Source organism: Streptomyces sp. NPDC027185, from assembly GCF_055567035.1.
This window is the reverse complement of record NZ_JBVHRF010000006.1, coordinates 293,168-314,288: the sequence shown is the minus strand read 5'-3', so window position 1 is coordinate 314,288 and position 21,121 is coordinate 293,168. Positions and strand designations below refer to the sequence as shown.

Sequence of the window (21,121 nt, the reverse complement as noted above, 5' to 3'; positions counted from 1 at the left end):
CGCGTGGCCCCGGTGCGCTTCTCGCTCGGCCTGGAGCGACGGGGGTGACTCCTTGCGGGCCCGTGGCTCAGCTCCCATCCGTCCAGGTCGGGCCGGCCTCGGCGCGGCCGGGTCTGGCGGTGAGGGGCGCCCGCTCGTGCGGTCGAGTGCGGTCGAGTGCGGGCTCCGGCCCGGCCGGGCCCGCGTCCCGCACGCCTCGGATCGGTCCCCGCTCGACCCGCTCCGCCCCTTGCGTCCCGCCCCCGGATCAGCTGAACTGGCCCCGCCATTAACTGACGCTACGTCAGAAATTCCGATGGCTCGGCCGTCCCATGACACCCACCGGCCACGGCCTCTCCCCGCCCCTCCCGGTCGTGGCCGGAGCGGGGACGGCGCGCTCCGGGGCGGCCGGTGGGCGGCGACGGGGCATTTCGAAGGAGGACGCGCGCGATGGAGACGATCTGGCTCGGCGGGGCCGAATGGCTCGCCGTGCTCCGTATCGGCCTCGGCCTGTGGTGGCTGGAGAGCTGGCGGCACAAGGACAGGAAGGCGTGGTTCAGCCGCGGCACCGGTATCGCCTGGGCCGCGGGCGTGGCGGCCGAGCACCGCTGGCCCGTGGTGCGTCGCGGGTTCGACGCGGTCGTCCGGCCGCGCCCGAAGGTGATGGCGTACGTCGTCGTGTACGCGGAACTGGCCCTCGGGCTGGGGCTGGTGCTCGGCGTCCTCACCCCGGTCGCGCTGGTCGGCGGGGCGTTGCTGAACCTCCTCTACCTGGTGTTGATGATCCACGACTGGGCGGAGCAGGGGCAGAACGCGATGATGGCGCTGATCTCGCTGGTCGGACTGTTCACGATGTGCGGCCAGGTCTGGTCGGTGGACGCGGCGCTGGGGCTGTTCCGGTGACGGGCGGGACGGCGAAGGGGACGGGCACGGTCCGCTTCGATCTGCCGGAGACCGACGCGTTCACCCGCCCGTACTGGGAGGCCGCCGCGGCCGGCCGGTTGCTGCTGCGGCGGTGCCGGGCCGCGGGGTGCGGCGCGGCTCACCACTATCCGCGCGAGTTCTGCCCGTACTGCTGGAGCGAGGACGTGGTGTGGGAGCGGGCGGGGGGCCACGCCACGCTCTACACCTGGTCGGTCGTGCACCGGAACGACCTGCCGCCGTTCGGGGAGCGTGTCCCGTACGTCGCCGCCGTGGTGGACCTCGCCGAGGGGCCCCGGATGATGACCGAGATCGTCGGCTGCCCCGCGTCCGCGCTGCGTATCGGGATGGCGCTGCGGGTCACGTTCCGGGACGCCGGGGCCGGTGAGGGCGCGGAAGGGGTGGCGATTCCCGTGTTCCGGCCGGAGGGGTGAGGGCCGGGCCCTGGGCCGGCCGCCGCCGGGGCGTTCGGTGGCGGGTGGCGCCCACGGCGGCGGGCAGCCCCGCGACCGCTGCCGGGGGTGCCGAGGGGGGAGCGCCGGTGTCAGGGGCGATTCTCCACCGGCCGGGCGGCGGGGAAAAGCCGGTGCAGCCGCGACGGGCGCGCAGGCATCCTGGGGCGATGTGTAACGACAACGAGGATCACGGCCGGGAGCCGCTCCGGATCAGGGAAGCCACCGCGGCCGACTGGCCCGCCGTCTGGGCGTTCTTCCGGACGATCGTCGCCGCCGGTGAGACGTACACCTATCCGCGCGACATCGGCGAGCAGGAGGCGCGGGAGCTGTGGCTGCTGCGTCCGCCGGGGCGGACCGTCGTCGCCGTGGACGCGGCGGGTACGGTCCTCGGCTCGGCGAAGATGAACCCCAACCACATGGGCGCCGCCGATCACATCGCCGGCGCCAGCTTCATGGTGGACCCCCGCCACGGCGGCCGGGGTGTCGGGCGGGCTCTGGGCGAACACGTCCTGGCGTGGGCGCGCGCCGAGGGGTACCGCGCGATGCAGTTCAACGCCGTGGTGGAGACCAACACCGGCGCCGTGGCCCTGTGGCGGTCCCTCGGTTTCCGGATCATGGCCACTCTCCCCGAAGGCTTCCGGCACCCGTCCAAGGGCTACGTCGGACTGCACATCATGTTCCGGGAGCTGTGAGGACCGGCCGCGGTCGCCGCCCGTTCCGCGTCGAACCCCCTGGTGAAAGCCTTCCGTACGCCGGTGGAACCGTGCCTTCCGGGTCTGGGCCCGCCGGGCCGGCGCCGGACAGCCCGAGCCCCCGGCGTACCGGACCGGCCCCACGGCGGGCATACACCTCCCCCGCTCTCCGTACGGCCGCGGTGTCCGCCCGGTGACGGCGGCGGGGAAAGGGGCTGTGCTCCTGCAGGGCGTTCCGGCAGACTGCCGGTATGCCGACCATCGACGTACCGACCGGAGTGTCCCTCGCCTACGAAAGCTTCGGTGATCCGGGCGACCCTCCGGTGCTGATGGTGATGGGGCTCGGGGCGCAGATGCTCGGCTGGCCCGAGGGGCTCTGCCGGGCGCTCGCGGACCGCGGCCGCCATGTGATCCGGTACGACAATCGCGACTGCGGGCGGTCGACCACGTTCGACGACCACCCCCTGGACACGGCCCGGTTCATCGCCACCGTCAAGGCGAAGGATTTCCCCGCCGCCCTCGCGATGGCGCCCTACCGGCTGACGGACCTGGCCGACGACGGGTTCGCGCTGCTCACCGCGTTGGGTATCGAACGCGCCCATGTCGTCGGCGCCTCCATGGGCGGCATGATCGCCCAGCGGATGGCCCTGACCCACCCCGAGCGCGTCCTGACCCTGACGTCGATGATGTCCACGACCGGCGAGCCGGAGTACGGGCGCTCCACCCCCGAGGCGCGGGAGGTGCTGTTCGCCCCGCGGCCCGACGACCGCGAGGGGTACATCGCGACGGCCGACCGTGAGCTGGTGTGGGCCTCCCGGCGGTACGGCGACGCCGAGGAGCTGCGGCGGCTGGCCGCCGCGAGCTACGACCGCGGCCACCACCCGGGCGGGTACGGGCGGCAGCTCGCCGCGATGGTCCTCGACGGCTCCCGCGCGGACGCGCTGCGGGACCTGCGGGTGCCGACGCTGGTGCTGCACGGTCTGGACGACACGCTGATCGACCCCAGCGGCGGGCGGCGCACCGCGGAGCTGGTGCCCGGTGCCGAACTGCTGCTCCTGCCCGACATGGGCCACGACCGCCCGCGCCCGCTCTGGCCCGTACTCGTCGACGCGCTGGTACGCCACACGGCCTGAGCGGAGCCGCGGCGAGGGCATCGCCCCCCCGCCGACCGGCCTCTGAGCGGCAGGCTCAGCGCATCCACTCCGAGTAGAAGCGGCCGTGCTCCTTGACGCAGGTGGCCTGGTGGTATTTGGGGCTGAGCTTCAGGTCCTGCTGCATCTGGTGGTGGCAGGCGCGCCAGGACGTCCACTGTTCCTCGCCGACCTGGTGCCAGCCCTTGCCGGGCGGGGGCGTGGCGGCGAACGCCGCCGAGGCGGTCAGCGGGACGGTGATCACGGCAGCGCCGACGGCGAGGCCGAGGGCGATACGGGTGCGCAGGGGCGTCATGAGTTCCTTCATCGGGTGTCTTCGCGTCTTGCCGGCGCCCAGCACCCGGTGAGGCGTTGCGGTTCCCTGGAGGGGGAGCGCTGCTCAACTCCGGTGAAGGCGCGCGACGTTCACCCCTCTTGATGCGCGTGTCGGGGTGGAAGGTTCGCCGAGGGGTGCGTTTTTTCGAATCGGTGTCGTCCGAAGCGGGGGAGTGTCCAGGGGCGGTGCCCGGCACGGGAGGAGGCGCGTCGCCCTCGGGGGCGTGCCAGGGTCCACCGGAAATCTCCCGACCGGCCTTCGGCGCGCCCTACGGCCAGAGCAGTCCTCGGCGCCAAGCGCCGCCGTCCATGCGGTAGTTGAGACGTACGTGGCGGCGTCGGGCGTCGCCCTGGAAGAACTCGGCGGTGTCCGCGTGCAGGGTGTAGCGGGTCCAGTCGCCCACCGGGGCGTCCGGTTCGTGGACCGCCTGCTCCCAGGCGGCGTCGGCGGCGCGGTCGAGTTCGGCGGCCGAGCCGAGAGGCCGGCTCTGGCGTCCGACCAGCGCGGCGGCGAGGGAGCCGGTGGAGCGTGCGTGGAGCGCGGCGGCACTCTCCTCGGGCCCGGCTTCGGTCACCGTTCCCTCGATCCGGACCTGACGGGCGACGGCCGCCCAGTAGAAGAGGAGGGCGGCGCGGGGCCGGTCCGCCAGTTCGCGTCCCTTGCGGCTGCCCCGATGGGAGCCGAAGTGCCAGCCCCGCTCGTCGGCGTCGTGCAGCATCACGATGCGCGAGGAAGGGTTCCCGGCGGCGTCGGCGGTGGCCAGGGCCATCGTGTGCGGCTCGGGCTGTCCCGCCTCGGCGGCCTCGCGCAGCCAGCGGCGGAAGAGCGGAAGCGGCGCGTCCGGCGCCCGCGAGGCGTCGAACGGAGGCAGTGGATGGTCCCAGACCCGCAGTCCCCGCAGCAGCTCGCGGAAGGCGAGGTCCTCGTCGTGCGCGGCACCGGAGGGCGTCGCCCCGGAGCCGTCCCGGCGCTGATTCGTGGAGTCGTCGGCCATACCGGGAGCGTACGGGGGCGGCGTCGGCGAGGGGCGGGCGCGGGGCCGGTGCGCGTACGGGCGCCCGCCCGGAGGCGCGCGTGCGGGTCCGGCCCGGCGGGCCCGCGCCCGGTGCGGCCGGAATCCGGTGGCGTGCCGCCGCCCGGGGCCCGCCCCGCTCCCGCCGGGGGAAAGCCATGGCCCCCGCCGGAAAAACCCATGGCGCCCTCACGCACGGTTGTTCTACGGTCGGCGCATGCATCACTTCTGCCAGATCTACGGCTGACCGGGCCGGGCGCCTGCCGCCCGCCCCGCCCTCTCCCGGTCGACCGGCTCCGTGCCGGTCCGTGCCGCGTCGCTCCCGTGCCCTTCGTACGCCGGGACCGCGGCCGCTCCGTGACGTCCGGAACCGTCACCGCCGCGCGGTGACCGGAGCCGTGACCGCCGCGCGGCGCCCGGGGTGAGGCCCCGTCCGCGTGCCGCCGCGGTATCCCGCGCACGGCACCCCGTATGCGTAGATCACTGCAGAGGAATGTCATGCCTGACAGCAACACCCCGCGCCCGCACGCCCCGTCCCGCAGGTCGGCGCAGGCGCCGCCGGGGGCCGACGCGCCCGTGGGGCGGCGCGCGCACATCGCCATGGTGGGAACGCCGATGGTCAGCCATGTGCTGCCCGGTCTGGAGATCATCCGTGAGCTGGTGGCGCGCGGGCACCGCGTCACCTACGCCAACTCCGAGCACGCCGCCGAGCTGATCCGGCCGACCGGCGCCGAGTGGGTCCGCCACACCACGGTGTTGCCGGTGGTCACCAACCTCTGGCCCGAGGACCCGGTGGCCGCCGCGTCGCTCTTCCTCGACGAGGCCGTCGAGGTCCTGCCGCAGCTGCGGGCCTTCTACGACGAGGATCCGGCGGACCTCTACCTTCACGACATCGGCGCGTTCGCGGGCCGGGCGCTGGCCGAGGCGCAGGGGCGGGAGCTGGTGCAGCTGTCGCCGACCTTCGTCGGCTGGGACGGTGCGGAGGAGGAGGTGGGCGCCGCGTTCGCCGGGCTGCCGGGCGCCGAGGCGTACACCGCGCGGTTCGCGGCGTGGCTGGCCGCGTCCGGGGCGACGACCTGGGACGTGGCGGAGTTCAGCGGGCGGCCCCGGCGGGCGCTGGCGCTGATCCCGCGGGCCATGCAGCCGCACGCCGACCGGGTCGATCCCGGCCGGGTGACGTTCGTCGGGCCCTGCTCGCGGGCGCGCGCGGACCGGGAGAGCTGGCATCGCCCGGCCGGCGCCGAGAAGGTGCTGCTGGTCTCGCTGGGCAGCGCGTACACCCGGCAGCCGGAGTTCTACCGGCGGTGCGTCGCCGCCTTCGGTGAGCTGCCCGGCTGGCACGTGGTGCTCCAGATCGGCCGGTACGTCGATCCGGCGGAGCTGGGCGAGGTGCCCGGCAACGTCGAAGTCCGTTCGTGGGTACCGCAGTTGGCCATCCTTGAGCAGGCGGACGCGTTCGTCACCCATGCCGGGATGGGCAGCTGCGGGGAGGCGCTGGCCTGCGGGGTGCCGATGATCGCGGTGCCGCAGGGCGCCGAGCAGTTCATCAACGCCGACCGCCTCGTGGAGCTGGGCGTCGCCCGCCGGCTCGACACCGCCGACGCGACGCCCGACGCGCTCCGTACGGCGCTGCGGGAGCTGCTGGCCGATCCGGGGACGGCGGCCCGGACGGCCGCCCTCCGCGCCGACGCCCGCGCGGAGGGCGGCGCCCGGCGCGCCGCCGACCTGATCGAGGAACGGCTGGAGCGGATCACGGCCGGAGGGTGAGCCCCGGGGCGGGCGCCGGGCCCGGCTCGGCGCCCGCCCCCTACGGGTCCGCCCCGGGGACGCCGGTCCCCGTCCGGACGGCGCCCCGCCTACGCCGCCCCCAGCACGACCGTCCCCGACGAGCAGAACCACCCGCCGGTGCCGGAGACGGCCGCCAGCCGGGGCGGGCGGGTGCCCCCGGCGCCGTCCGGGCGGTGGACCTGGCGGCCCTCCCCGGCCGTGCCGCGTAGCTGCCGTACGGCCTCGACCAGCAGGAACAGGCCGCGCATCCCGGGATGGCAGGCGGCCAGACCGCCGCCGTCGGTGTTGACGGGCAGCGCCCCGTCCCGCAGCAGCCGGCCCCCCTCGACGAACGCGCCGCCCTCGCCCTTCGCACAGAAGCCCAGGTCCTCCAGGGTCACCAGGGTCATGTAGGTGAAGGCGTCGTAGAGCTGGGCGATCTCGATCTCGTCGGGGCGGACACCGGCGCGCTCGAAGGCGAGGCGTCCGGAGACGACGGCGGGGGAGACGGTGAAGTCCTCCCACTCCGACATCGTGGCGTGCGAGACGGCGGTGCCGGTGCCGAGCACCCACACCGGGGGCGCGGCGAGATCCGCGGCGAGCTCCTCGGCGACGAGCAGCACGGCACAGCCGCCGTCCGAGCGGACGCAGCAGTGCAGTGTGGTGAACGGGTCGGCGATCATCGGCCCGGCCAGCACCTCGTCGACGGTGACCGGATCGCGGTACAGGGCGTCCGGGTTGGTGGCCGCGTTGGCCCGTGCCTGGACGGCCACCTCGGCGAGCTGTTCCAGGGTCGTCCCGTACTGGTGCAGATGGCGGCGGGCGGCCATCGCGTACTTGGCGATCAGGGTGTGCCCGTAGGGGACCTCGAACTGGAGGGGGCCGCGGGAGCCGAAGGAGAGGTTGGCGGTGCGGCGCCCGGCCCGCAGGTCGGCACGGGCGGTGGAGCCGTAGACCAGCAGGACCGCGCGGGCGTGGCCGGCGGCGATGGCGTCGGCGGCGTGGGCGGCCATGACCTCCCAGGTCGCACCGCCCACCGAGGTCGAGTCCACCCAGGTGGGACGGAGCCCCAGGTACTCCGCGACCTCGACGGGCGCCAGCGTGCCGAGCCCCGCCGAGGCGAACCCGTCGATATCGCCCCGGTCGAGCCCGGAGTCGGCCAGCGCCCGGCGCGCGGCCTGCGCGTGCAGTGCGTACGGCGTGGCGTCCGGCACCCGTCCGCAGTCGGACAGGGCGACTCCGGCTATGGCGACCTTGCGCTTCCCGTAGGGGTTCCCCGGCGACGTCATGAATCTGACGGTACATCAGATACGGGAGGGCGCGGCAGGGGTCGGGGCTTCCCTGTGGGCGTGGGAGCGGCGCCGGCCCGCCTCTAGGAAAGTCCGTATCCCGTCCCTACCATGACGAGCCGTCAGATACCGCGACGGCCGCCCGCCGGTACGCGGCCGACGCCACGGGGCCGCGTCCCCGGCCGCCCGCCGCCGTACCGGAGGGCGCTGCCGCACGGCCGGGAGGAGCCCGCCGATGGACGCCGCGACCACCGAGGGACAGGAAGAGTTCCGCCGCACCCTGCGCGCCGGGTTGGGTGACGGCTCCCGCGCGGACGGGAGGCCGGACGGCGGCGGTGCGGACCCCGCGCCGGACGATCCCTTCTCCGGTGACGGCTGGCGGCGCCTCGCGGAACGGGCGGGGCTGGCCGGGATCGCCTTGCCGGCCGCGTACGGCGGAGGCGGCGGCGGGCCCGCCGCGCTCGCCGTGGCCTGCGAGGAGACGGGCCGGACGCTGCGGCCGTCCCCGCTCTTCGCCACCGCCGTGCTCACCGCGCCGCTGCTCCTCGCCCTCGGCACCGGACCGCAGCGCGCCGCACTCCTGCCGCGCTGTGCCGCCGGGGAGCTGACCTGCGCCACCGCCGTCCCCGCCGGACAACTGGCCACCGCGCTCGCCCTCACCGGCCCGAACGGCGGCGACTGGGCCGGAGGCGGCCGCGCCGGCGGCCTCCAGGCCCGCAGGGTCCCCGGCGGTCCCGGCCGGTCACCGGCGGACGGCGGCCGGTGGCTGCTCTACGGCGAGGCGGCGCGGGTCCCGGACGGACACACCGCCGGCCTCCTGCTGGTCGCCGCCCACACCGGCGGCTTCGCCCGCAGCCGCACCCGCCTCTTCCTGGTACCGGCGAAGGCGCCGGGGCTGCGCCGGACCGCGCTGCCCGCACCGCCCGGCGAACGCCCCTGCGCCCGCCTGGAACTCCGGCAGGTCGAGGGTGAGTTGCTGGGCCCGGAGGAGGACGCCCCGGGGGTGGCGCCGGAGGCCGCCGCGCTCGCCGCCGTCGGCGCGGTGGCCGCCGCGGCGCTGGCGGCGGAAACGGCGGGCGCGGCCGGTACGGTGCTCGCCCGCGCCGCCGCCCGGGTACGGAACGGGGGCGCCACGGCGGGCGACGGGGCGCGCCTGGCGGAGCTGTACGCCGCCGTACGTGCCGCCCGCGCCGCCGCGTACACCGCCGCGGGCTCGGCCGAACCGGGCGCGGGGGCGCTCGCCCTGGCTCAGGCGCTCCAGGTACAGCGGGCGGTGGCTTCCCAGGCGCCGCCGCCCGGGGAGGAGGGGGCGGCGTACGGCCGCCGGGCGGCCTGCGACGAACTGCTGCTGGGCCCCGTGCACCGGCTGCGCGAGCGCGCCGCCGAGGTGGCGGGCCTGTTCACCACCGGGGAGCCCGTACGGACCGGGCCGCCCGAAGGCGCCGTGACGGCCGCCCGGTGAAAGGGGTGCGGAGGCCCGGCGAGGCCCCGGCGTTCCGGCCGCCGGCCGCCGTGCGGCGGCCCCGGGCAGGGCGGCGGGCCGGTCCTGTCCGGTCGGCGCGGCGCTGACCGGGGAGGACGCGGGGAAGGCAAGGGGGGCGGCGCCGGGCGGGGCCCGGCGGCGGGGGGAACGGGTGGGGGGAGCGGGAGACCCTGGGTGGGGTCGGGGTCCGCGGTGGGGGTGGCGCCACAGGGGCGCGGCGGACCGGTGCGGTGCTCCCGGCGGCTGCGTCGGCGCCGGGTGGATCCGTACGGGCTTCCGCGGGCGGGCCCGGGGAGCGGGGCCGGCCGGTGGGCGGTTGCCCGTATTACTTCGTGGGCTTCTTTCCGGTGACGCCGAAATGGACCAACAGCGCGAGATTGGGCTTCAGTTCGGCCTGTTTGACGCCCCAGCTCTGGAATCCCTTCTGATGGCCCGCGACAGCCGCCAGCATGGCCACGATCGAACCGGCCATGGCCGCCGCACTCACCTCCTTGTCGACCTTGTTCCGGCTCTGCAGGTCCTCGATGGATTCCGTGAGTGAGTTGGTCACGGCATTGAGGATCTTCATGCGGATCTTGTAGAACCGCTTGTCGCCCTCGGCGGCCCCCAGATCGACGACACGGAGAATCGCGTCGTTCCGGCGCCAGAACGACAGGAAGCCGTCCACCAGCTCCTCCGCCGCCGCCCAACCGGACTTTCCGACCCAGGAACGCCCGGCGACGAGATCGGTCAGTTCCGCGCCCTCTTTCGCCATCCCCTCGGCGATTTCGAGGACGGCGCCCTCCACGTCGGGGAAGTACTGATAGAACGTAGCGGGTGAAGTGCCCGCTTTTCGGGCCACGTCAATGACCTTCACATCCCGGTACGGGGATGAACTGAGCATTTCACTGAGGCAGTCGAGAAGCTTCTGCCGCGTCGCCTGCCCGCGGCGGCCGGCAACTCTGCCGTCGACGGTTCGCACTTGTCCTGTCATGCCGTCAGCTTACCGAGGGGGGAACGGAGCGCGATTTGGCTGCCTGCAAATGGGGATGGGGGAGTTAGGGATATTCGGTCCCGGTTGATTCCGCCACCACGCGGTGCCGTACGGCCGCTCCGGAGTCGCCTCCCCCGAGCGGCTGCGGCGCGGGCACCTCCCGGGCCTGGGCGCGGCGTCCCGGAAACAGCCGATTGAGCCGAACCGGTGAATCCCCTTATCAACAGCCTGTGGACAAGTTCGGTGGACGGCCGCGCGTTAAGTCCCCTGTTCCGCAGCGCCGTTGAGTCCGCACGCCCGGACGGCTGACGCATGCGTTCGAATTCCTGGCGGGCGGTGCCCGGTGAACACCGCTAGCGTGCCCCTATGACGGCGATCACGGCATTCCCGGAGGGCGCACCCTGCTGGGTGGATGCGATGCTCCCCGATCTCGGCGCCGGAAAGCGTTTCTACGGAGAGCTGTTCGGCTGGACCTTCGACGAGGGCGCCGCCGAATTCGGCGGCTATACCGTCGCCTTCCGCGACGGCCGGAAAGCCGCCGCACTGATGCCGCGGCCGGATCCGTCGATGCCCGTATCCTGGGGCATTTCCTTCGCCACCCCCGATATCGCCCGCACCGAGCAGAGCGTCATCCGCTCCGGCGGGCGGATCGTGTGCGCCCCGATGCCCGTCGGCGACCTCGGCACCCTGATGGTCGCCACCGACCCCTCAGGCGCCGTCTTCAACGTCTGGCAGGCCGGCACGCACCGCGGCTTCGAGATCTCCGGCGAACCCGGCGGCTACGTCTGGATGGGCCTGAACACCCGCCTCCCGCACACCGCCGACGCCTTCTATTCCGAGGTCTTCGGCTTCACCGGCGTCCCCGGCGGCCCGACGGCGGGGCCCGGCTGCCTGCCGTGGCGGCTGCCCGGCGCGGACCGGGAGATCGGCTGCCGCGTCGCCCTCGGCCCCGACCGCCCGGACGTCCCCGACCACTTCACCGTCTGCTTCCTGACCGACACGATGGACGAGACGGTGCGCATCGCCACCGCCCTCGGCGGAACCGTCACGGGCGGACCGCACTCCTCCCCCGGGGGCCCGTTCGCGCTCCTCCGTGACAATCAGGGCGCCACGTTCGGTGTCATGGCCCCGAAACAGCCCGCGAGACCGCAGAATTGACGAGTACGGCAGCGAATGCGCATGGACAGCACGGCAGAGGGAACGGCAGGGCCGCCCGGCGTGACCGGAGACGGGCCGGGGCGGGCGACGACGGGGAACGCATGACCAGCAGGGATCGGCGCCGCGAGCGCACCGCACGGTGGACGCCGCGGCGGACCGCACGGCGGCCGGGGCCGGGCGCGGCACGGCGGCCGGGCGGCGCCCCGCGCACCCGCGCCCGCCGCCCGGCCCGAGGGGCGCACCGCGAGCGCCGCCCCGGGGCCCGGAGACCGGCGGCCCACCCGTCACGGAGCGTCGTTCCCGGCTGACGGGCGGCCCGCGGCGACCGGCCCGGACCGTCAGTTTCCGGACACCGCGCCATCGCCCGCGTCCGGTCCGTACGGGCGGGCCGCACCGGGTGCCGCAGCTCGGTCCCGTACCGGCCCGGAGGCCCGCGCCGCGGCCGGTCGGCGGGGGGCGGGCGGCGCCTTCGGGTGGATGCATCGGTGCACGTCAGACAGGGATTGATCACGTTGGGTGACGGCGTCGCCGCGTAGTGCGGGGGCGGCCCGGTGCAGCCGCGCGCGGGCCCCGGGTTCGCCACCGTCGCCTTCGCCAGGAAGAATCAGCTCGCATATGGCCGTTCAGGCCAGCGGTGAGACGCTGCACGGGGCAGTGGCTCTCGGCGGCGTGGTGCTTTGGAGAGTCTCTTTTACGCCCCACGGGGAGGTGGCAGGCAAGTGGTGGAGCAGCTGACGCAGCTGACGCAGCACGATCCCCGGCGGATCGGCCCGTTCGAGGTGCTCGGCCGTCTCGGGGCCGGCGGCATGGGACTGGTCTATCTGGCGCGTTCGGCGTCCGGCCGGCGCGTGGCGATCAAGACGGTGCGCACGGAGCTGGCCGAGGACCAGCTGTTCCGGGTCCGCTTCACGCGCGAGGTCGAGGCGGCCCGCGCGGTGTCCGGCTTCTACACCGCGGCGGTGGTCGACGCCGACCCGCGCGCCGCGGTGCCGTGGCTGGCGACCGCGTACGTCCCGGCGCCCTCCCTGGAGGAGATCGTCAACGAGTGCGGACCGCTGCCCGCCCAGGCGGTGCGCTGGCTGGCCGCGGGCATCGCCGAGGCGCTGCAGTCCATCCACGGCGCCGGACTCGTCCACCGGGACCTGAAGCCCTCCAACGTCCTCGTCGTCGAGGACGGCCCCCGGGTCATCGACTTCGGCATCGCCTCCGGCGTCTCCAACACCCGCCTGACCATGACCAACGTCGCCGTCGGCACGCCCGCCTACATGTCGCCCGAGCAGGCCCGCGACTCCCGCAGCGTCACCGGCGCCAGCGATGTCTTCTCGCTCGGCTCCACCCTCGTCTTCGCCGCCACCGGGCACGCGCCGTTCCACGGCGCCAACCCCGTCGAGACGGTCTTCATGCTGCTGCGCGAGGGCCCCGACCTCGCCGGGCTGCCGGACGAACTGCGGCCCCTGATGGAGTCCTGTATGCAGATGGAGGCGGCCCACCGGCCGTCCCCGGCCGACCTCCAGTCCCAGCTCGCCCCGCATCTCTTCGGCTCCGGTACGGACGACAGCGGCACCGCCTCCGCGTGGCTGCCGCCCGGTGCCGTCGCCCTCATCGAGGGGCGCCGCGGCGGGCGCTCCGGCCGCTCCGGCGGGGCCGACCGCGCCCCGGCCCGCCCGCCGGAGCCCCCGCGGCCCCCGCAGGACGCACCCCCGCGCCCGGTGGGCGCACCCCCGGCCGCCGCCCCCGCCACCGGCTGGCCCGGCCGGATCGGCGCCGGACCGGGCGCGCACCGCGGCGCCGACCCGCGCACCGGCGCCGGCCCGCTGCCCGCCCCGGGCCCCGACCCCGCCCCGGCCCGCGTCGCCCCGCCCCTGGACGCTCCGGCCGCGCCCGAGGCGGACGGCCACGGCGGGCCCGTACGCCTGGGCGCGTCGGCCGCGCCGATAGGGCCGGGCCCGCGCGCGTCCGACGCCCGGGAGACCCCGCGCGGCCACGCCAGGGCGACGGACTGGGTACGTCCCCCGGGCGGCACCACCCACGGGGTGCCCGCGCAGGCGGGCCGTCCGCCGGCCGACGCCCCGGCGCGCCCCGAGCAGCCGCCCGCGCCCGCCGACCCGCCCGGCGCGGAGCCGGGCCGCTGGCGCCCCTGGCGCTTCCGTATGTCGAACGACGTCTGGGGCACCCCGGCCGTCGCCGGTGACCTGCTGTACGTCACCTCCTTCGAGGTGCACGCCCTGGACGTGGGCAGCGGGCGGCGGAAGTTCAAGACCCGCGATGTGGCCTGGGCGATGGCGGTCGCCGACGGCCGGATCCACGCCTCCGACGGCCCGACGCTGTACGCGCTGGACGCCGTCGACGGCACCGAGCACTGGCGGCTGAACACCGACGGCTGGGTGTACGCGCTGTCCGCGGCGCACGGCACCGTCATCACCAGCACCCGGGGCGGCGGCGTCCAGGCGTGGGAGGCGGCCACCGGCGAGCTGCGGTGGGAGATCCGCGGGGCGCAGACCGACTTCGAGACCGCCGAGGCGGCCCCCGTGCTCCACGAGGGCACGGTCTTCGTCTGCGCCGATGGCTGCCTCAAGGCGCTGGACGTCCGCAGCGGCGCCGAGCGCTGGTCCTGCCGGGTCGGGGACGCCGCGGCCTGCGGCGGCGTCCCGGTGCGGCTGCTGCCCGCCCCGGACGGCATGGTGTACGTCGTCGCCGGCGCGCGGGCGCTCGCCGTCGACATCGCCCGCGGCGAGGTGCGCTGGCACTTCGAGGCGCCGGCGGTGTTCGTGAGCCCGCCTGCCTTCGCCCCGGGCCCGGCCGTCACCGGGGGCGGCGTCTACCTGGTGGACTACCTCGGCACGGTCTACGCCCTGGACGCGGCCGACGGCCGGGACCGCTGGCGCATCGCGACCGAGCCCCGGCAGGCCACCGAACCGGTCCTGGTCGCCCACGGCGCCGTCCACCTGGGCAGCGGCAAGGCGCTCTACACCCTCGACGCCGTCACCGGCACGCCGCGCTGGCGGTTCCAGGCGGGCGGCGAGGTCATCGGCGCCCCGGTCGTCGCCGAGGGCCGCGTCCACTTCGGCTCCGCCGACCACTGCCTCTACACCCTCGACGCGATGGGCGGCCAGCTCCGCTGGAAACTGGCGACCGGCGGCGAGATCACCGGTACGCCCGTCGCCGCCGGTGGCGTGGTGTACGCGTGCAGCAAGGACCGCTGCGTGTACGCCCTCGACGCGGCCCGGGGGACGGGCCAGGCCCGACGGGCCTGAGCACCCCGGTACGGGAAGGGAACGCGGGCGACGGCGCCCCGGGGCCAGGAGGCTCCGGGGCGCCGCCGCCGTTCCCGGGCGAGGCGCTCAGGGGGCGCCGTGCCCGTCGCCCCCCGGGCGGCGCGGGGACTCGCCGGGATCCGGTGGTTCGTCCGTGGGCGGAGGGTTGTCCGGAGCGGGGAGGGCGCCGGGGCCGGGTGGTTCCCCCGGGGAGGGCAGGTTCTGCGGGGGGTGTCGGTCGTCCGGTGCCGCCGCGGTGGGGGAGGGCGTTCCGGGAGGGCTGTACGCACCGGGTCCGCCAGGCCCGGTCGCCCCGGGAGCGCGGTGCGCACCGGTCGCCCCGGGGCCGGTCCCGCCCGGTGACCCGGCCCGGCCGCCCCCGGGCCCGCCGGGGCGTACGGCCCGCTGCCGCACCGTCTCGTCCAGGGGGCCGGCCGCACCGTCGCCCGCCGTGGTGGCGCGGTCGCCGGGGCGTACCGGGGGGAAGGGGACGGTCGCGTCGGGTGAGTCGCCCGGGGCGGGCCAGGTCCCAGGGCCTTTGGCGGAGCCCGTTTCCTCGGGCGGACCGGTGCCGTACCGGGGGGTGGCTCCTGTGGCGTGGGCGCCCGTGGGGGCGTGCGGCTCCTCGGCGCCTGCCTGCGGGCTGGTGCCGGGGTGCCGGCGCAGTTCCTCGGCCCACCGCACCGGGGGCGTGGGGGGCTGGGGCCGGCCGTTCTCCTCCGGGGGCGGGCCGGGCGCGAGGGGCGGGGGCGGGCGCCCCTCCTGTGCGGGTGGGCGCCCCGGATCCCAGGGCGGGGCCACCGGCGCGGGCGGCGCGTCGTGCGCCCCCGGCGAACTCCCGTACCCCTGCTCGTCGTAGGGCGTGACCGCGGGCTCCCGGGGCGCTCCGGTGCGGCGCGGCGCCGGTTCGTCGTCCCGTCCCCGGCTGTGGCGTCCGTGGGCGGGGCGGTGGCCGCTCATCACCACCGCGCCGAGGAGCAGCAGCAGACCGCCGCCGAACGCGAACGCCACCCCGTCGCCCAGTCCGCCCCGGGGTCCGGCGGTCAGACTGCCCGCCGCCTGGCCCTGCCGGACCATCCACAGGATGGTGAAGCCGAGCACCACCACACCGGCCACCGCCACCGGGGCGCGGCTGCGCAGCACCACGCCGGCCAGGGTGAGCAGCGCGGCGAAGGCCATCGGCAGGAAGAGGGAGCCGGGCAGTTCGGCGGCGGCGCGGGTGAGCCCGCCGAAGAGGTCCTCGATCCGGACGTCACGCGCGGGACGGCCGTCGTACCAGGGACGGAAGGGGCTCCATACGGCGGCCGTCGCTCCGATGAGGGCGATCAGGGAGCCGAACACGTTGCGCACCACCGGCGTCGCCTCGTTTCCGCGTCGTCCTGATGTCCTCCGTCCCGACGCTACGCCTGCCCGCCCGGGGCCGCGCGGCAGCCGCGGTGCCCGTAGGGCCCCGGCCCGTCCCCGTGCGGCGTCCGTCTGTCACCGGCCCTTGCTAGGGTGCCGTGCACGCGTCAGGCCCGGGGCCGCCGGGCGGCGCGGCCTGGTTTTCCGGCGAGTTCACAGGTGTCACGGGGGATGGACAGCGTTATGCAGCAGCGCACACGTACGCGCGCACGGGCCGCGGTCGCGGCCGCACTGGTCACGGTCACGGCCGCCGCGGTGGGCGGCTGCGCGCAGCTCAATCCGTTCAGCTACGCCCGCCCCACGGTGGCCCCGGGCCTGACCGCGAGCCCGTCCCCCGGGGCGACCTCGTCGTACGGCGCGGACCCCACCGACAGCTACTCGCCCAGCGACGCCTATTCGCCCTCGTACTCCCCGTCGCCGACGATGGAGACGTACGACCCCGACGGCCGCTCCGACGTGCGCGGCAGCGGGTGCAACTTCTCCAACTCGCTGCACGAGTTCACCTACCGGATCAGCGTCACCAACACCTCCCTGTCGGACACCTTCTCGTACGACATGGAGATCGACTGGATGAAGGCGCGCCCGGCGGACGGCACCAGTTACGGGCGGCACACCCGCAGCATCACGGTGGCGCCCGGCGCCACCGAGACGTACACCGCGCGCTACACCGTCAACGGCTCGTCGTTCGCCCGTTTCTGGTTCACCTGCGAGGTGACCCGGGCGCAGAAGTCCCGGATGTGACGGGGCGCCCCGGGGCGCGCTCGCGGGCCGCGAACAGCTCCGCCTGGCGCTCCGGGGGCAGATTTCCCAGCGCGATCAGGTGCGGCGCCTGGGCCAGCGCCCGCTCCCGGGTCGCCTCGTGGGCGGCCCACAGCGCCCGTACGGTGCCCTGCACGGCGTCGGTGGGCTGCGCGGCCAGTACCGCGGCGCGGCGCAGCGCGGTCGCCGTCGCCTCGCCCGGGGCGGTCAGCTCCGAGACCAGGCCCGTGCGGTGGGCGCGGACGGCGTCCAGCCGCTCCGCGGTGCCCATCAGGCACATCCGGGCGGCTTCTCCGTAGGGCATCCGCTGCGCCATGAGGATCGCCTCGTAGGCGCTGACCATCCCGTAGGTGGTGTGCGGGTCGAAGAAGGTGGAGTGCTCCGACGCGATGATGAACTCCGCCTCGCCCAGCAGGTAGCAGGCGCCGCCGCAGGCCATCCCGTCGACCGCGGCGATCACCGGTTTCCACAGGTCGTTGGTTTTCGGCCCGATGCGCAGCAGGGGGTCGTCGAGGGAGTACGGCGACGGCGGCTGCGCGACGGTGACGTCGCGGTCGATACCGGTGCAGAAGGCCCGGCCGCCCGCCCCGGTGACGACCGCGGCGCGTACGGAGGTGTCGAAGCGGAACGCCTGCCAGATCCCGGCGAGTTCGGCGGCGGCGGCCAGGTCCAGGGCGTTGAGCTTGCCGGGCCGGTCGAGGGTGACCAGCGCGACGCCGTCGTTGATCTCGGTGCGGACGCTCACGGCCGCTCCAGGACCCAGCGGGGCACCGTCACGCCCCCGGGCAGGGTGTGGAAGACGGCCCGTACGGGCGCGCCGATCCGCAACCGCGCCGGATCGACGGAGTCCAGGCGGGCACCGGCGTCCGCGACGACGTTGCCGACGAGCCGGATGCCGGGCGCGTCGGCCAGCTCCACGACGACGGCGTTGTACGGCGCCTGCGCCGCGTAGGCGGGCAGCAGCGGCGGGTGCGGGACGACGAACGACCAGACGCGGCCGCGGCCCGAGGTCGCGCACCAGTGGCTGTCGAAGGACTGGCAGTGCGGGCAGCAGGGGCGCGGCGGGAAGCGCCGGGCGGCGCACTCCGCGCAGGTCTGGACGCGCAGTTCGCCGCGTGCCGCGTACTCCCAGAACGGCGCGCCGTCCTCGTCGGGCACGGGAAGCAGCAGGTCAGCGGTGGTATCGGCGGGATTGTCAGTGGGGTGTGTCACGCTCTGTGACATGTCCTTACGCGAATGCATGTGCCGATCAACTCCTCAGCAGCAGGGCCGAGGTGGGGACTCCCTCGCCCGCGGTGACCAGACAGGTGGCGGCGCCGGGCACCTGCGCGGTGCTCGTGCCGCGCAGTTGCCTGACGCCTTCGGTGATGAGGTTGAAGCCGTGGACGTACGCCTCCGAGAGGCCGCCGCCGGAGGTGTTGACCGGCAGCCGCCCGCCGGTCTCCAGGGCGCCGCCCTCGGTGAAGGCCGCGCCCTCGCCGCGCCCGCAGAAGCCGTAGCCCTCCAGGGAGAGCGGGATCAGCGGGGTGAAGGCGTCGTAGATCTGCGCCACGTCGACGTCCTGCGGGCCGAGATCGGCGTGCTTCCACAGTTGGCGGGCGGCGGTCCAGGCGGGTCCGCTGAGCGGGTCGTCGTTCCAGTAGTTGACCATCCCGTGGTGCTGGGCGGGCAGCCCCTGGGCGGCGGCGTGGACGTACACGGGCGGGCGGCGGCAGTCGCGGGCGCGCTCGGCGGAGACCACGACGCAGGCCAGCGCGCCGTCCGTCTCCAGGCAGTTGTCGAAGAGGCAGAGGGGTTCGCTGATCCAGCGGGCGGTCATGTACATCTCGCGGGTCAGCGGCCGGTCGTACATCATCGCGGCCGGGTTCTGGTTGGCGCGGTTGCGGCAGGCGAGGGCGACGTTGAAGAAGTGGTCGCGGGTGGCGCCGTATTCGTGCATGTAGCGGCGGGCCAGCATGCCGATCTCGTCGGCGGGCCGCAGCAGTCCGAAGGGCCGCGTCCACTGCCCCGGGGTGGGCAGCTGCACCTGCGTGTTCTTCCACGGGCGGGGCCCGGAGCCGCGCTTGCGCGAGCGCCAGGCGATGCCGACATGCGCCTGTCCGGTGGCGATGGCGGCGGCCAGGTGGGCGACGGTCGCGCAGGAACCGCCGCCGCCGTAGCCGACCTTGGAGAAGTGGGTGACGTCCCCGGCGCCGATGGCCTTGGCGATCTCGACCTCGTCGGTCTCCTCCATCGTGTAAGAGGCGAAGGCGTCCACCTCCGAGGGGGCGATCCCGGCGTCGTCGAGCGCGGCGAGGATCGCCCGGCAGGCGAGGGTCTTCTCGGATTCCTCCAGCCTCTTGGCGAACGGAGTCTGCCCGATGCCGGCTATCGCCGTCGCGTCCTTGAGGGTCGCCCCCATGGCCACCTCCGTGGTCGGTCATCCGTACTGACAGCCGAGGAGGCTACCGCTAATCTGACGGGTAGTCAGCTCTTTCGCGGGAGGCGGTTCTCGATGCGCGACGACCTGGAAACGCGAGCCGATCTGCGGTACGGCTCCCTGCCCCGCCTGGTGCGCGAGGCCGCCGAGCGGTACGGCCCGCGCGAGGCCGTGGTCGGGGGCCGCACCCGCCTCACCTACGCCGAGCTGGGCGAACGCGTCGAGCGGGCCGCCGCCTCCTGCCTCGCCGCCGGCATCACCCCCGGCGACCGCATCGCCGTCTGGGCGCCCAACACCCCCGACTGGATCGTCTTCGCGCTCGGCGCCGTCACCGCCGGGGCCGTCCTGGTCCCCGTCAACACCCGCTTCAAGGGCGCCGAGGCGGCCGCCGTCCTGCGCCGCACCCGGGCCCGGCTCCTCTTCGTCACCGGCGCCTTCCTCGGCACCTCGTACGTCGCCGCGCTGCGTCGCGCCGCCGGGGAGGGAACCGGCGACGGCCCGCTGCCCGGTCTGCCGGATCTGGAGCGGGTGGTGGTCCTCGCCGACGATGCCCCGGCCGACTTCGACAGCCGTCCGGCGTTCCTCGCCGCCGGCGCCGCGGTCCCCTCCCGCGCGGTCCGCGAGCGCGCCGACGCCGTCCGCCCTGATGACCCCTCCGACATCCTCTTCACCTCCGGCACCACCGGGCACCCCAAGGGCGCGGTGCTCACCCATGCCCAGACGCTCCGCGCCTACGACACCTGGAGCGCCCTGGCCGGGCTGACGGAGGGGGACCGCTATCTCATCGTCAACCCCTTCTTCCACACGTTCGGTTACAAGGCGGGCATCGTCGCCTGTCTGCTGCGGGGCGCCACGATGGTGCCGCAGCCGGTCTTCGACGCCGAGGCCACGCTCGCCCGCATCGCCGCCGAGCGGATCTCCGTCCTGCCCGGCCCGCCCACTCTCCACCAGCAGATACTGGAGCACCCCGCCCGGTCCCGGCACGACCTGTCCGCGCTGCGGCTGGTGGTCACCGGCGCCGCCGTCGTCCCCCTTGAGCTGGTCGAACGGCTCCGCGGTGAGCTGGGCGTCGCCACCGTCCTGACGGCGTACGGCCTGTCGGAGGCGGGCGGCCTCGTCACGATGTGCCGCCGCGGCGATCCGCCCGGGACCGTCGCCGCGACCAGCGGCCGGGCCGTCCCCGGCACCGAGATCCGGGTGGCCGACCCCGCGGACCGGCCCCTGCCGTCCGGCACGCCCGGTGAGGTCCAGGTCCGCGGGTACCACGTCATGTCCGGCTACTTCGAGGATCCGGAGGCCACCGCCCGTACCCGCACCGCCGACGGCTGGCTGCGCACCGGCGACGTCGGCGTCCTCGACGCGGACGGCAACCTCCGCATCACCGACCGCCTCAAGGACATGTTCATCGTCGGTGGCTTCAACGCCTATCCGGCCGAGATCGAGCAACTCCTCGGCCGCCACCCGGACATCGCGGAGATAGCCGTCGTCGGGATACCCGACGCCCGGCTCGGCGAGGTCGGCAAGGCGTACGCCGTCCGCCGCTCCGGCGCGAGCCTGACCGCCGACGACCTCATCGCCTGGTCACGCCGCGAGATGGCCAACTACAAGGTGCCCCGCCAGGTCGAGTTCCTCTCCGAACTGCCCCGCAACGCGAGCGGAAAGGTACTGAAGACCCGGCTCCGGGAGTCGGCGGGGCGGTGACCTCGGGGGCGGGGACCGGGGCCTTGAGCTTGTGAGGGGCTGCGCCTGGGGGAGGGGATTGGTCCGGAGGGGACTTGGCCCGGTGAACGGTGCCGTACGTGAGCCGGGCCGGAGGGCCGCAAGGCGCTGAGGCCGGACCGGGGCCTGGGTCCGGAGTCTGGGCCCGGGGCCTGGGTCCGCGGCCTGGGTCCGGTGCTCGGTGGCCAGGGCACGGTTCCGGCGCCGACCCGGTGTCTGGACCCCGGACCCGTCGGATTCCCCGGGCGATCCGAGGCTCGGGCCCGGAGCGTCACCGGACGGTGGTGGTGCGGCTCTCTCCGGGGCGGAGCGGGTCCGGGGCGCCGGGTCCGGGCCGCCGGATCCCGGTCGAACCAGGCCCTGGCTGAGC

18 protein-coding genes are annotated in these 21,121 nt (G+C 75.3%); 10 read left to right on the top strand and 8 right to left on the bottom strand.

Annotated features, from left to right (window positions below; all coding sequences use genetic code 11):
- Positions 1 to 429 precede the first annotated feature (429 nt).
- The 4 genes from ACZ4M8_RS21345 (at position 430) to ACZ4M8_RS21330 (ending at position 3,180) form a co-directional block, all read left to right on the top strand.
- Complete coding sequence (locus ACZ4M8_RS21345; RefSeq protein WP_467609626.1) at positions 430 to 882, top strand: DoxX family protein; 453 nt, start codon at positions 430 to 432, stop codon at positions 880 to 882.
- Positions 879 to 1,334, top strand: coding sequence for a Zn-ribbon domain-containing OB-fold protein (locus ACZ4M8_RS21340; RefSeq protein WP_467609624.1), 456 nt, complete (start codon positions 879 to 881; stop codon positions 1,332 to 1,334). Before ACZ4M8_RS21345 ends, ACZ4M8_RS21340 begins: the two co-directional genes overlap by 4 nt.
- Positions 1,335 to 1,522: 188 nt before the next feature.
- On the top strand, positions 1,523 to 2,047 hold the full coding sequence (locus ACZ4M8_RS21335; protein ID WP_467609622.1) for a GNAT family N-acetyltransferase: 525 nt from the start codon (positions 1,523 to 1,525) through the stop codon (positions 2,045 to 2,047).
- A 251-nt stretch (positions 2,048 to 2,298) separates the two neighbouring features.
- A complete protein-coding gene (locus ACZ4M8_RS21330) occupies positions 2,299 to 3,180 on the top strand; it encodes an alpha/beta fold hydrolase (protein ID WP_467609620.1) in 882 nt (293 codons plus the stop codon).
- A gap of 55 nt (positions 3,181 to 3,235) precedes the next feature.
- Here ACZ4M8_RS21330 and ACZ4M8_RS21325 read toward each other — a convergent pair whose 3' ends face one another.
- Positions 3,236 to 3,505, bottom strand: a complete 270-nt coding sequence (locus ACZ4M8_RS21325; protein ID WP_467609618.1) for a hypothetical protein — start codon at positions 3,503 to 3,505, stop codon at positions 3,236 to 3,238.
- A gap of 277 nt (positions 3,506 to 3,782) precedes the next feature.
- On the bottom strand, positions 3,783 to 4,508 hold the full coding sequence (locus ACZ4M8_RS21320; RefSeq protein ID WP_467609616.1) for a pyridoxine/pyridoxamine 5'-phosphate oxidase: 726 nt from the start codon (positions 4,506 to 4,508) through the stop codon (positions 3,783 to 3,785).
- A 618-nt stretch (positions 4,509 to 5,126) separates the two neighbouring features.
- Here ACZ4M8_RS21320 and ACZ4M8_RS21315 point away from each other — a divergent pair.
- Positions 5,127 to 6,293 (top strand): macrolide family glycosyltransferase, encoded by a 1,167-nt coding sequence (locus tag ACZ4M8_RS21315; RefSeq protein ID WP_467610002.1) that lies wholly within the window; start codon positions 5,127 to 5,129, stop codon positions 6,291 to 6,293.
- Positions 6,294 to 6,382: 89 nt separating this feature from the next.
- On the opposite strand, the gene ACZ4M8_RS21310 is transcribed toward ACZ4M8_RS21315, so the two are convergent.
- Entirely contained in the window at positions 6,383 to 7,582 is a 1,200-nt protein-coding gene (locus ACZ4M8_RS21310; RefSeq protein WP_467609614.1) for a thiolase C-terminal domain-containing protein, read from the bottom strand.
- 235 nt (positions 7,583 to 7,817) lie between these two features.
- On the opposite strand from ACZ4M8_RS21310, the gene ACZ4M8_RS21305 reads away from it, so the two are divergent.
- On the top strand, positions 7,818 to 9,044 hold the full coding sequence (locus ACZ4M8_RS21305) for an acyl-CoA dehydrogenase family protein (RefSeq protein WP_467609612.1): 1,227 nt from the start codon (positions 7,818 to 7,820) through the stop codon (positions 9,042 to 9,044).
- 346 nt (positions 9,045 to 9,390) lie between these two features.
- Here ACZ4M8_RS21305 and ACZ4M8_RS21300 read toward each other — a convergent pair whose 3' ends face one another.
- Complete coding sequence (locus ACZ4M8_RS21300; protein ID WP_399089404.1) at positions 9,391 to 10,038, bottom strand: TetR family transcriptional regulator; 648 nt, start codon at positions 10,036 to 10,038, stop codon at positions 9,391 to 9,393.
- A gap of 366 nt (positions 10,039 to 10,404) precedes the next feature.
- Here ACZ4M8_RS21300 and ACZ4M8_RS21295 point away from each other — a divergent pair, with 366 nt between their 5' ends.
- Positions 10,405 to 11,196: a VOC family protein gene (locus ACZ4M8_RS21295; RefSeq protein WP_467609610.1), complete on the top strand. Its 792-nt coding sequence runs from the start codon at positions 10,405 to 10,407 to the stop codon at positions 11,194 to 11,196.
- A 719-nt stretch (positions 11,197 to 11,915) separates the two neighbouring features.
- On the top strand, positions 11,916 to 14,450 hold the full coding sequence (gene afsK, locus ACZ4M8_RS21290) for a protein serine/threonine kinase AfsK (protein ID WP_467609608.1): 2,535 nt from the start codon (positions 11,916 to 11,918) through the stop codon (positions 14,448 to 14,450).
- Between the two features lie 87 nt (positions 14,451 to 14,537).
- Here afsK and ACZ4M8_RS21285 read toward each other — a convergent pair whose 3' ends face one another.
- A complete protein-coding gene (locus tag ACZ4M8_RS21285; protein ID WP_467609606.1) occupies positions 14,538 to 15,803 on the bottom strand; it encodes a hypothetical protein in 1,266 nt (421 codons plus the stop codon).
- Positions 15,804 to 16,037: 234 nt separating this feature from the next.
- On the opposite strand from ACZ4M8_RS21285, the gene ACZ4M8_RS21280 reads away from it, so the two are divergent.
- Positions 16,038 to 16,595 (top strand): hypothetical protein, encoded by a 558-nt coding sequence (locus ACZ4M8_RS21280; protein ID WP_467609604.1) that lies wholly within the window; start codon positions 16,038 to 16,040, stop codon positions 16,593 to 16,595.
- On the opposite strand, the gene ACZ4M8_RS21275 is transcribed toward ACZ4M8_RS21280, so the two are convergent.
- From ACZ4M8_RS21275 to ACZ4M8_RS21265, 3 genes are read right to left on the bottom strand one after another with little or no spacing between them, the layout of a single operon-like run.
- Positions 16,555 to 17,358 carry an enoyl-CoA hydratase/isomerase family protein gene (locus tag ACZ4M8_RS21275; protein ID WP_467609602.1) on the bottom strand — a complete coding sequence of 268 codons (804 nt, stop codon included), beginning with the start codon at positions 17,356 to 17,358 and terminating at the stop codon, positions 16,555 to 16,557. The genes ACZ4M8_RS21280 and ACZ4M8_RS21275 overlap by 41 nt on opposite strands.
- The gene (locus ACZ4M8_RS21270; RefSeq protein ID WP_467610000.1) at positions 17,355 to 17,837 is read right to left on the bottom strand and encodes a Zn-ribbon domain-containing OB-fold protein; all 483 of its coding nucleotides are present in this window, start codon (positions 17,835 to 17,837) and stop codon (positions 17,355 to 17,357) included. The genes ACZ4M8_RS21275 and ACZ4M8_RS21270 overlap by 4 nt, the downstream gene beginning before the upstream one ends.
- A 25-nt stretch (positions 17,838 to 17,862) precedes the next feature.
- Positions 17,863 to 19,014: a lipid-transfer protein gene (locus ACZ4M8_RS21265; RefSeq protein ID WP_467609600.1), complete on the bottom strand. Its 1,152-nt coding sequence runs from the start codon at positions 19,012 to 19,014 to the stop codon at positions 17,863 to 17,865.
- Positions 19,015 to 19,107: 93 nt separating this feature from the next.
- On the opposite strand from ACZ4M8_RS21265, the gene ACZ4M8_RS21260 reads away from it, so the two are divergent.
- Positions 19,108 to 20,733 (top strand): FadD3 family acyl-CoA ligase, encoded by a 1,626-nt coding sequence (locus ACZ4M8_RS21260; protein ID WP_467609598.1) that lies wholly within the window; start codon positions 19,108 to 19,110, stop codon positions 20,731 to 20,733.
- Positions 20,734 to 21,121 lie beyond the last annotated feature (388 nt).

Coding starts and splice junctions, on each gene's coding strand:
- ACZ4M8_RS21330 (WP_467609620.1), top strand. CDS start 2,299: ATGCCGACCATCGACGTACCGACCGGAGTGTCCCTCGCCTACGAAAGC.
- ACZ4M8_RS21260 (WP_467609598.1), top strand. CDS start 19,108: ATGCGCGACGACCTGGAAACGCGAGCCGATCTGCGGTACGGCTCCCTG.
- ACZ4M8_RS21280 (WP_467609604.1), top strand. CDS start 16,038: ATGCAGCAGCGCACACGTACGCGCGCACGGGCCGCGGTCGCGGCCGCA.
- ACZ4M8_RS21335 (WP_467609622.1), top strand. CDS start 1,523: ATGTGTAACGACAACGAGGATCACGGCCGGGAGCCGCTCCGGATCAGG.
- ACZ4M8_RS21345 (WP_467609626.1), top strand. CDS start 430: ATGGAGACGATCTGGCTCGGCGGGGCCGAATGGCTCGCCGTGCTCCGT.
- ACZ4M8_RS21310 (WP_467609614.1), bottom strand. CDS start 7,582: ATGACGTCGCCGGGGAACCCCTACGGGAAGCGCAAGGTCGCCATAGCC.
- ACZ4M8_RS21325 (WP_467609618.1), bottom strand. CDS start 3,505: ATGAAGGAACTCATGACGCCCCTGCGCACCCGTATCGCCCTCGGCCTC.
- ACZ4M8_RS21320 (WP_467609616.1), bottom strand. CDS start 4,508: ATGGCCGACGACTCCACGAATCAGCGCCGGGACGGCTCCGGGGCGACG.
- ACZ4M8_RS21300 (WP_399089404.1), bottom strand. CDS start 10,038: ATGACAGGACAAGTGCGAACCGTCGACGGCAGAGTTGCCGGCCGCCGC.
- ACZ4M8_RS21295 (WP_467609610.1), top strand. CDS start 10,405: ATGACGGCGATCACGGCATTCCCGGAGGGCGCACCCTGCTGGGTGGAT.
- ACZ4M8_RS21270 (WP_467610000.1), bottom strand. CDS start 17,837: ATGTCACAGAGCGTGACACACCCCACTGACAATCCCGCCGATACCACC.
- ACZ4M8_RS21265 (WP_467609600.1), bottom strand. CDS start 19,014: ATGGGGGCGACCCTCAAGGACGCGACGGCGATAGCCGGCATCGGGCAG.
- ACZ4M8_RS21305 (WP_467609612.1), top strand. CDS start 7,818: ATGGACGCCGCGACCACCGAGGGACAGGAAGAGTTCCGCCGCACCCTG.
- ACZ4M8_RS21315 (WP_467610002.1), top strand. CDS start 5,127: ATGGTGGGAACGCCGATGGTCAGCCATGTGCTGCCCGGTCTGGAGATC.